This is a genomic window from Streptomyces sp. NPDC054961, from assembly GCF_053609145.1.
Map to the genome: position 1 here is coordinate 139956 of NZ_JBSGWY010000001.1, position 7543 is coordinate 147498.

The following is a 7543-nucleotide window of genomic DNA, read 5'->3' on the forward strand; positions in this document are numbered from 1 at the left end:
GGAAGGCCGGGACCCGCCGAAGGCCGGAGGTGCGCCGCGGACCGGCGCACCTGACGAACACCGCACCGCGGTAAGTCCGTTGGGGTACCGGGATCCCGGTTCGGGAGGACAATGGGACTCCTGCGGGACGGCTGGGGGGCGGCATGTCGGCGTTGCTCTTACGGGGATCCGGCCGGGCGCGGGGCTGGGTCGGATACCTCGGTGCGGTCGGGCTCGGCGCGGGTGCGGTGGCCCTGGCGGCGGTGTGGACCTCGGGGCCCTGGGCCGCCGGGATCGGCGCGGCCGTCACCACCTTGTCCGGACTGGCGGCCGAGCGGATGCGACCGCCCGAGGAGGGCGACGGCGCCCAGGGCGCCGCGGAGGTGCTGCGCACGGCCGGCGGCCGCATCCCGCTGCTGCGCCACGTGGACCGCCCCGAACTGGCCGGAGCCCACCCGGCCGAGGCATCGCCCGCGCCACCCGCGTACATAGAGCGCGACGTCGAACCGAGGCTGCACGAAGCCCTCGAGACGGCCCGCTTCGTCCTCGTGGTCGGGGAGTCCACGGCCGGCAAGACCCGGCTCGCCTACGAGGTGGCGCGCACCCGCTACCCCCGGTCCGCGTTCGTCCGTCCGCTCTCCCGCGCCGCGCTGCCCGAGGCGGTACGGATCTGCCTGCGACGACGGCGCGCCGTGCTGTGGCTCGACGACCTGGAGGACTACCTCGGCGCGGGCGGTCTCAGCGCCGCCCACCTCGCCTCGCTGCGCACGGCGGTGGTCATCGCCACGATGCGGGTCCAGGAATTCCGGCGCTACGACGCCCGCGAGGAGAGCCGGCTCACCGGATCCGACCGGGACGCCTGGCGGGCCCAGCGCGACCTGCTCCACCAGGCCGCCGTCATCCGGCTGCCCCGCCACTGGTCCCCGGGCGAGCGCCGCCGGGCCGCGGCCCACCGGGGCGATCCGCGGATCGGGGCCGCGCTGCGCGCGGGGGAGAGGTTCGGGGTCGCCGAGGTGCTGGCGGCCGGTCCCGAACTGCTGGCCTCCTGGGAGAACGCCTGGGCTCCGGGCGCCAACCCGCGCGGCGCCGCCGTGGTCGCTGCGGCGGTGGACTGCCGCCGGGCCGGACTGCGGCGCCCGGTGAGCCGTGAATGGCTGCGCGCCCTGCACGTCCCCTACCTGGAGGACCGCGGCGGTGGAGACCTCCAGCCCGAACCCTTCGCGGAGGCGATGGACTGGGCCTGCGCGGCCGCCTACGCCACGAGCGGGCTGCTCATCGGCAACTACGGCGCCGGATTCACCGCGTTCGACTACCTGTTGAACGCGCCGGGGCACGGCCCGGTGCCCGACCACCTGTGGCGCGGGCTGCTCGCCCGGGTGGATCCCGCCGACGCCTACGACATGGGACTCGTCGCCCACCAGGACGGCCGCCTCGCCCGCGCCGTCGAAGCCCTCGGCCTCGCCCTGCGCGGCGGGGTCCCCGGCGCCGAACTGCCGCTGACCATCGCCATCGGGGACTCCGGGCAACCGCGCCGGGCCGCCGCCGACCTGGCCGGGATCGCCCGGCGGCGCACGGACCGGCTCGGACCCAGGCATCCCGAGACCCTGGCCGCCCGGCATCAACTCGCTTTCTTCGTCGGCGAGTCCGGGGACCACCGGGCGGCGGCGGCCCGGTTCGCCGAGCTGCTCACGGACACCGCCGACGTGCTCGGGCCCGACCATGCGGACACCCTGGCCGCCCGGCACCAGCTGGCCTACTTCACCGGCGAGGGCGGCGATCCCCGCGCGGCGGCCCGCCAGTTGGAGGCGCTGCTGACCGACCGGCTGCGCGTCCACGGCCCGGGCCACCCGCAGGTGCTGGCCACCCGGCGCAGCCTGATCTGGTTCCGGCCGGGCGATCCGGCGGACAACGAGCGGGAGTTGGCGCGGCTGCTGGCCTGGGCCGAGGCCGCCGAGGGGATCGGGCCCGACGATCCGCACACCCTCGCCGTCCGCGGGAGCCTGGCCGTGCTGGCCGGACGGGCCGGACGCGCCGCCCAGGCGGCCGAAGCCTGGGCGGCGCTCACGGCCGACCGGACCAGGGTGCTCGGGGAGGACCACCCGCACGTGTTCTACTCCCGGCTGGAATGGGCCCGCGCCCTGCTCGCCCAGGGCCGGACCGGCGAGGCCCGCGCGCTCCTGACCGGCGTGCTGGAGCGGGCCCGCTCCGTACTGGAGCCGGGGCACCGGCATCTGCGGACCGCCCGCGAGCTGCTGGCCGGGACGGGCGACCCGGCCCGGGCCGCCGACGGGGCCGCGCCGGTGGACCCGGTGCGGTCCGCCGACGCGGCCCCGTCCGCCGACCCGGTGCCGTCCGCCGACCCGGTGCGGCCCGCACACCCGGAGCGGCCCGCCGACCGGGCCGGGCGCGAGGACGCGTCACCGCGGGACGCCTGACGCCGGGGTGCTTCAGAGCAGCGGGGCCAGCGCCCGTGTGGCCGCGCGCAGGTGGGGCGCGTAGGTCTCGATCTCCTCGCGGGAGACGAGGAACGTGACCGTGGTGACGCTGACGCCGCCGATCGGCCGGCCCCGCGCCCCCACGACCGCGGCGCCGACGCAGCGGATGGTCGCCTCGTTCTCCTCGTCGTCCACCGCGAACCCCTGCGCCCGTACGGCGTCCAGCTCGGCGTCCAGCGCCTGCCGCGTCGTCAGCGTCCTCGGCGTGCGGCGCGGCAGCCCGGTCGCGGCGAGCAGCTCACCGACCTCGTCGTCCGGCAGGTGCGCCAGGATGCTCTTGCCGATCGCCGTCGTGTGCAACGGCATCCGCATGCCGATGCGCGAGGCGGTCCGGAAGGGCTGGTCGCCCTCCAGCTTCCGGATGTAGGTGATGGTCTCCCCGCTGTGCAGGGCCAGGTGGACCGTCTGTCCCGTGGCCTGCTGGAGTTCGCGCAGGACCTGCTCGATGCCGGCCGGCTCACCGCCGGTGACCAGCGCGGACAGTCCCCGGAGCCGGGGGCCGACCCCGTAGCGGCTCTCGCCCTCGGAGCGTACGAAGCCCTGCTCGATCAGCGAGGCCAGGATGCGGAAGGTGCTCGACTTCGGGACCTCGGCGGCAGCCGTCACGTCGGTGAGGCGGTGGGGGCCGCCGGGCGCGGCCACCGCCTCCAGGATGCGCATCGACTTCTCCAGCGCCGAACCGGCCGCCGAGGTCCTGCCGCCCCGCGCGGCGCCTTCGGCCTCCGCGTCCTGCGCGCTTCGTCCGTCCATGGGCGCACGGTCTCCAAAGGTGGGTAGGGTCTGCGATGGAAGTTCCGTTACACGATACCAAGTTCCATTACGTGGAACAAAATTGGAGGGCTCCTTGTCCTGTCACCCGTACGCGGCCCTCACCGCGCAGCGCCTGCTGCCGGTCCTTCGCGACGCCGATGCCGACGAGGCCGTCCGCCACACCGCCGCCCTGCTCGCCGCCGGCTGCCGCGTGGTCGAGCTCACCACCTCCACGCCCGGCTGGGCCGGGGCCGTCGCCCGCACGACGCCGCTCTGCGACGCGCACGGACGCCCCGCCCTCATCGGCGTCGGCACCGTCACCACCAGCGAGGACGCGAGGACCGCCCTCGACGCGGGCGCCGCCTTCCTCGTCTCCCCCTACCCCGCCCCGGAGGTGCGCACCGTGGCGTCGGAGCGCGGGGCCGTCTTCATCGAAGGGGGCTTCACTCCCGGTGAGATCGCCTCCGCCGTCCGCTCCGCGGGCGCCGCGAAGGTCTTTCCCGCGCACGTCGGCGGCCCGCGGTTCATCCGCTCGCTCAAGGCCGTCCTCCCGGACGCCCTGATCGTCCCGACGGGTGGCATCGGGCCGGGCGAGGTGCGCGAGTGGCTCGCCGCCGGCGCCGCGGCCGTCGGCATAGGCAACGGCCTGCCGTCCGATCCCGGTGAACTGGCCGCCGTCTTCGCCGATCTGGCGGGACCCTGCTGCGGCGCGTGCGCGCGTACGGGGAGCGGGCCGGGTGCGGGTGTGGGTGCGGGTGCGGGCCTGGGTGCGGGCACGGGCGCCGTCGCCGCTACGGATGAGGAGCACCGGCCGTGACCCGGATCGCGATGCCCGCCCCTGACCCCGCCCAGGGCCCCGCACCGCTCCCGCCCGTGACCGGGGGCCCGGCCGTGCCCGCGACCCCGGCGGCGCGTCCCGCCTCCGCCCCGACCGGGCCGCGCCGGGCGGCCGGACCGGAGGGGTACGACGTCCTCGTGCTCGGGGAGGTGCTCGTCGAGATCCACGCCGACACCGCCCCGCGCGACGACGCCGACGGTACGCCCGCCCGCATCTCCTACTCCGGGGACGCCCTCAACGCCGCGGCCGCGGCCGTTGCCGCCGGGGCCCGCACCGCCCTGCTCGCCGTCGTCGGCGACGACGAGCTGAGCGCTCCGCTGCTGGCGCGCGCCGCCGGGCTCGGCGTGGACGTCTCCCACGTGCGCCGCTCCCCGCGTCCCAACGGTGCGTATCTGCTGTGCGCCGACACCGAGGGCGACCGCGCGTTCGTGTACTGGCGCACCGGCAGCGCCGGTTCCACCCTCTCCGTCGAACACATCGCATCGTGGCGGGAGTTGCTCACCGGCTGCAAGGCCCTCATCACCAGCGGGATCACCGGCGCCCTGTCGGCGAGCAGCCGTGAGGCCGTGCTGGCCGCCGCCGAGACCGTGCACGCGGCCGGCGGACACCTCTCCTACGACCCCAACTTCCGCTCCCGGCTGACCGGTCGGAGCGAGGCCCGCGCCCTGCTGGCCCGCATCGCTCCCCTGACCGGGCTGCTGAAGACCTCCTGCCCGGCGGACGCGCTGGCCATGGTCGACACCACCGACCCGGCCGAGGCCGCGGTCCGCTACCGGGCGCTGGGCGCCCGTACGGTCGTGGTCACGTCGGGCTCCGGCCGGCTGCTCCTGGACGAGGGCGCGGGAGTGACGTACCACCCCGTCCCCGTCAATCCGGACCCGGTCGACGCGACCGGCGCCGGGGACTGTTTCACCGGCACGGCCACCGCTCGGCTCGCCCTGGGCGACACCCTCGCGGACGCCGTCGCCTACGGCATGGCGGCGGCCTCCCTCTCCGTGTCCGGCCGAGGGGGCACCGGATACGTGCCCGCCTTCGCCGAGACCGCTGCGCTGGCCGGCGCGCACCGCGCCGCCTCACCCGGCGGTGGAGGGGTGTCGGCGTGAGCGGCGGGACGGGTGCGGCAGAACGCCCGCCCCCGGATGGCCGGGGCCGGCCGGCCCGACGGCGGCGCGGGCTCTCCGGTCGCGGTCTACGCCGCTTCGAGCAGCGCGATCTCCCCGGCCGACAGCCGCAGTGCGCCGGCGGCGACGTTCTCGACCAGGTGACCGGGGTTGCCGGTGCCCGGGATGGCCAGTACGTGTGATCCCCGGCTCAGCGTCCACGCGAGGCGCAGCTGGGCCGGTGACACACCGTGGGTCCGGGCGAGTTCGCGTACCGTCTCGCCGTCCTCCGTGACCGCGCCGGCTTCCCTTCCCGCGCCCGCGATCGCGAAGAACGGGACGAAGGCGATGCCCTGCTCGCCGCACGCGTCGAGGAAGGCGTGCTCCTCGGCCGGGGAGCCGATCCCGTAGGCGTTCTGCACGCACACCACGGGTGCGATGGCACGGGCCTCGGCGAGGTGGTCCGGCCGTACGTTGGACACGCCCAGGTGACGGATCAGCCCGGCCGTGCGCAGCTCGGCGAGCGCCCCGAAGTGCTCGGCGATCGAGCTGGTCTCCGCCTGCCGGGGGACGCGCAGGTTGACGATGTCCAGGTGGTCGCGGCCCAGCTGGCGCAGGTTCTCCTCGACCTGCCCGCGCAGTTGCCCGGGCGTGGCCCACCACCACTCCCCGGACGGATCGCGGCCCGGCCCGACCTTGGTCGTGATGACCAGGTCGTCGGCGTAGGGGGCGAGGGCCCGGTTGACGAGCTCGTTGGCGGAGCGGGTCGCGGAGAAGTAGAACGCGGCGGTGTCGATGTGGTTGACCCCCAGTTCGACCGCCCGCCTCAGGACCCCGGTCACCCGGTCCCGGTCGCTGGGGGAGCCGTCGGCGAGGTGCGTGAGCCGCATCGCGCCGAAGCCGATGCGGCGGACGGTGAGGTCACCGAGCTGCCAGGTGCCCGAGTGGGCGGCGGTGATCTGGTCGGAAGAAGTCATCCGGCGAGGGTATCGGGGTCTCAGAAGAGGTCTTCGTTCTCCTCCGCGTACTTCTCCTCGGCGTACTTCTCCTCCTCCGTGTACTCCTTCTCGACGTGGGTGGTGGGATCCGTCACCCATCCCGCGGCCAGCACCAGCCGGGAGGAGCGGTGGACGGCGAGGAAGCCGAACGGGCGGTCAAAAGCCACCTGGGCGTGGCGGACGCGGAACCGCGAACGGGGCAGGCCGCAGCCCGCGGCCAGGGACACGGCCGTCACGGCGGCGGCCTCGAAGCCCTCCGCGTGGAAGCGGGCCACGGCCGACTGCCGGGCCGATCCGACGGCCAGGTCGGCGCTGCTGATGCCGGGGAAGTGCCCGGTCCGTTTGTCCGAGGCGCTCGCCAGGCCGAACGGCTCGGCGGGGTCGAGGAGGTCGTGTTCAGTACTCACGTCGAAGGCCACCGTCGCGATGTCCAGGCGGTGTCGGCGTTCGGGCGAGCCGATCGTGCCGATGCGCAGACCCGGTCCCGGGTTCCCCTCGGGGAGCATGCTCGCGCCCGTCGAGGCGATGGACCGGGTGACGGCCGCGATGCCGGCCTGGAGGGTCCGGCCCGGCGGGGCCTGCGGCTCGCCCAGGACGAGGTGCACGTCCACGCCGCCGTCGCCCACCACCTCCAGCACGGTCACCGGACCGGTCGGCGCGTGCGCGACGCGGACCCGGTCCAGGAGGGACGTGCTGCGGTACAGGCCGAGCAGCGGGCGGCCGGCCCAGGGGCCCGCGTCGGGCAGTGTGGGGGCCGGGTGGAAGGGCCGGATCCAGCGCAAGCGCAACGCCAGCGCGGAGGCGAGCACGAGGAGGGGGTCCTGGTCGAGGTGGACCGGCATCCTCTCGATCAACCCGCCGGTGTGCTCGGCGACCCAGGCGTCCAGGGCTTTGCGGTCGGTGTCGCCGTCGCCACTGTCGCCGTCGGCGCCGTTCAGGATGCCCCGGGTCCCGGCCGGGAGCCGCTCCGTCCAGCTCTGCTCCAGCGGGAGGTCCCGCCGGGCCCACAGGCCGATGGCCGTGCTCAGGCCCCGTACGCCGCCCAGTGCGTCCAGCAGTTCACGGGCGGCCTCGAAGGCGGCGTCGGCGGGTATGCCGAGGGCCTGTGAGAGTTCGGCGCGGGCCGATCCGTCGGCGCCGTCGGCCAGGAGGGCCAGCAGCGGCCAGACTCCGACGGCCGTGAACACGGTGCCGGCGTCTTCCGCCACCGCCTGCCCGGCCCAGCGGGTGTTGAGTGCGTTGACGGCCCGTACCGTCGCGTTCTTCATGGGCAGGAGCGTACGTGGCGGAGCGCCGCCGGGCCCCGCGGCGGGTGCGGGGCGGGGGTGGGGGGGAGGAGGGGCGGGGCGGGGGGGGTGGGGGGGGTGTGTGTGTCGGAGAGCC

Annotated in this window: 6 protein-coding genes; 3 read left to right on the forward strand and 3 right to left on the reverse strand. The window is 75.8% G+C overall.

The window, feature by feature from the left end; all coding sequences use genetic code 11:
• The first annotated feature begins 143 nt into the window (after positions 1–143).
• A complete protein-coding gene (locus tag ACWF9Z_RS00620) occupies positions 144–2414 on the forward strand; it encodes a tetratricopeptide repeat protein (RefSeq protein ID WP_453595969.1) in 2271 nt (756 codons plus the stop codon).
• Positions 2415–2426: 12 nt separating this feature from the next.
• Here ACWF9Z_RS00620 and ACWF9Z_RS00625 read toward each other — a convergent pair whose 3' ends face one another.
• Positions 2427–3224, reverse strand: a complete 798-nt coding sequence (locus ACWF9Z_RS00625) for an IclR family transcriptional regulator (protein WP_453595971.1) — start codon at positions 3222–3224, stop codon at positions 2427–2429.
• A gap of 94 nt (positions 3225–3318) precedes the next feature.
• On the opposite strand from ACWF9Z_RS00625, the gene ACWF9Z_RS00630 reads away from it, so the two are divergent.
• Positions 3319–4041, forward strand: coding sequence for a bifunctional 4-hydroxy-2-oxoglutarate aldolase/2-dehydro-3-deoxy-phosphogluconate aldolase (locus ACWF9Z_RS00630; protein WP_453595973.1), 723 nt, complete (start codon positions 3319–3321; stop codon positions 4039–4041).
• A complete protein-coding gene (locus ACWF9Z_RS00635; RefSeq protein WP_453595975.1) occupies positions 4038–5165 on the forward strand; it encodes a PfkB family carbohydrate kinase in 1128 nt (375 codons plus the stop codon). Before ACWF9Z_RS00630 ends, ACWF9Z_RS00635 begins: the two co-directional genes overlap by 4 nt.
• 86 nt (positions 5166–5251) lie before the next feature.
• Here ACWF9Z_RS00635 and ACWF9Z_RS00640 read toward each other — a convergent pair whose 3' ends face one another.
• A complete protein-coding gene (locus tag ACWF9Z_RS00640) occupies positions 5252–6139 on the reverse strand; it encodes an aldo/keto reductase (protein ID WP_453595977.1) in 888 nt (295 codons plus the stop codon).
• A 20-nt stretch (positions 6140–6159) separates the two neighbouring features.
• Positions 6160–7428 (reverse strand): serpin family protein, encoded by a 1269-nt coding sequence (locus ACWF9Z_RS00645; RefSeq protein ID WP_453595979.1) that lies wholly within the window; start codon positions 7426–7428, stop codon positions 6160–6162.
• Positions 7429–7543 lie beyond the last annotated feature (115 nt).